We start from the raw sequence: 2,425 nt of genomic DNA, 5'->3' as shown, positions 1-2,425 counted from the left end.
AAGCTCGTGGGTGACGGCGCACCGAGGCTTTTGCCGCCGCAGCTTGGCGGTTCAACTGCGTTGCCGGACTCGCAGGCAGGCCGAGCGCTGAGCTCACCGCACTTAGTCGCGCAACTGCCCAACGGCATACACCTCCAGGTTCATTGTGGCGCTCAGGATACGGCCTGGATGACGATGGTCATCGATGCGCTGAGGGTAAGCTGATGTTCCGGTTTGAGGCAAACCTTCGGGTCTATGTGCATCGGGAGGCGGTTGACGGTCGTCTTGGAATCAACGGTCTGGTGGCGCTGATCGAGCAGTCGATGCGGCTGGACCCTTTTGCCCATGCGGTGTTCGTCTTCCGTAATCGCCGCAGTAACCGCGTGCGGCTTGTGCTGTACGATCGCTCGGGGTTCTGGCTCATGATCAAGCGTCTCGAAGCGGATCGTTTCTGTTGGCCACGGCGACAACGCGAGGTGGTCGAATTGACAACTGAGCAACTGCATTGGTTGCTCGACGGTATCGACATCGAAGCGGTGTGCCGGCATCCCAAGCGAACCTATCGACATACGAGCTGAGACGCATGACGCTGAGAATCGATCATACTTGCTGATGGCTTGACGTAAACCGTTCAGGGCGAGCGCTCGGCTATCGTGGCGACATGAAAACCAAGCGCCGCCCTTCATCCAACGACGAGCTCACGGCTCTGTCGCCCGAACAATTGATCGCCCGCATCCGTGCGCTCGAGAAACACAATGGCGAGCTCATGCAACGCGTGCAGCAGCTCGAAGAGCTGTTTCGCCTGGCGCAAGACAAGCGTTTTGCGCCCAGCAGTGAGAAGCTCAAGGATCGCCTCTTTAACGAAGCCGAGCAAAGCGCCGCTGCGCCGGCTTCGCTCGAGGACGAGCTCGAGCAAGATGCTCGCTGCTTGCCCGACACGGGGCTGCCCGAAGTGGATGCAAATCCGCCGGCCAAGCGAGGCCGCAAACCGCTGCCCGCCCATTTGCCGCGCCAGCGTATCGAATACGATCTGCCCGATGAGCAGAAGGTTTGCCCGTGCTGTCAACACGCCCTGCACCGCATGGGCGAAGAGGTGAGCGAGCAGTTGCACATCGAAGTCAAGGCCTCGGTGCTGCAACATGCACGTTTCAAATATGCGTGTCGTCATTGCGAGCGTCATGCTCAAACGACGCCCATCGTGACCGCGCCGATGCCTGTGCAACCGATCCCGGGCAGCATTGCCAGTCCCGCGATGATTGCCACCGTGACGGCAGGCAAGTACGTTGACGGCACGCCCCTCTATCGCATGGAACACGTGCTGGGGCGTTCGGACATTGCCGTGAGTCGTAGCACGTTGGCCAACTGGATCATCCGTCCGGCGCAGCTTCATTACAGCCGCCTGTTCGCGGCGCTCAAACGCGTGCTGCGCAGCCAAGGCCTGATTCACGGCGACGAGACGACGGTGCAAGTGCTCAACGAAGAGGGTAAGAGCGCGCAAAGCACCTCGTACATGTGGTGTTATAGAAGCGCCCAAGACAGTGAAGAGCCGGTGGTCTTGTTCGACTATCAGCCGGGTCGTGGCGCGCAATATCCGCAGGCGTTTCTGGCGGGCTACGAAGGCTTGTTGATGAGCGACGGCTATAGCGCTTGGCGCACGCTCAAAGGGCCCACTCACCTTGGATGTCTGGCTCACGCTCGACGCGCGTTCATCGAAGCGCGCAAGGGTCAGAAAAAACCTGGCGCGCGCATCGAGAAAGCACTGGAGTTCTTCCAAGCGCTCTATCGGGTTGAAGCGCTCGCGCGTCAGGACCCGCCTGAGGGCGAAACCCGAATCGACTACACCTATCGATTACGCCAGCAACACAGCGTGCCGTTGCTCGCAGCGTTCAAGTCGTGGCTTGATGAGCAAGCGCCATTGGTGCTGCCCGAGAGCCTATTGGGCAAGGCGATCAGTTATACGCGAAATCAGTGGCAATATCTGAGCCGTTATGTGGATCACGGTCTGGCGAGCGCGGACAACAACGTCCTGGAACGCGACATCAGGCCCTTCGCCACGGGACGCAAGGCCTGGCTCTTTAGCGACACCGTCGAGGGCGCCAAAGCGTCGGCCATGATCTACAGTCTGATGCTGACTTGCCGCGCCTGTGATGTCGAGCCTTACGCGTATTTGCTGCACGTGCTCAAGGAGCTACCGCAGCGCGCGCAGGACGATGACGTCACAGACCTGCTGCCATTCAACTTCGCCAAGCAGCAAACGATCCCCGTTCAATCCGAGTAGCTTACCCCAAGGATACGCCGAACGTAGCGCTCGGCGTATCCTCATCGAGCCAAAACACATGGCCATGACCGTGGACGTCGCTGATCGCTTCCGATCGTCGCGATGCGCCTACGCTCGCCCAGTCATTGCGAACAATTCTCGCTACGGTGTGCGTAAATTAGCGGATAC

The 2,425-nt window shown here is 59.8% G+C and carries 2 protein-coding genes and 1 pseudogene; all 3 read left to right on the top strand.

Going from position 1 to position 2,425, the window contains the following annotated elements; all coding sequences use genetic code 11:
- A pseudogene (locus AWB78_RS49120) lies at positions 1–204 on the top strand (hypothetical protein); the annotation flags it as partial.
- Positions 204–557 carry an IS66 family insertion sequence element accessory protein TnpB gene (gene tnpB / locus AWB78_RS44900; RefSeq protein WP_074173733.1) on the top strand — a complete coding sequence of 118 codons (354 nt, stop codon included), beginning with the start codon at positions 204–206 and terminating at the stop codon, positions 555–557. The pseudogene AWB78_RS49120 and the gene tnpB, both read left to right, overlap by 1 nt.
- Positions 558–640: 83 nt before the next feature.
- On the top strand, positions 641–2,257 hold the full coding sequence (tnpC, locus tag AWB78_RS42125; RefSeq protein WP_074173732.1) for an IS66 family transposase: 1,617 nt from the start codon (positions 641–643) through the stop codon (positions 2,255–2,257).
- The last annotated feature ends 168 nt before the right edge of the window (positions 2,258–2,425 follow it).

It is taken from the genome of Caballeronia calidae, assembly GCF_900044055.2.
GTDB lineage: Bacteria > Pseudomonadota > Gammaproteobacteria > Burkholderiales > Burkholderiaceae > Caballeronia > Caballeronia calidae.
Note: the sequence above shows the minus strand (reverse complement) of the source record. Positions and strands in the feature narration are given on the sequence as shown.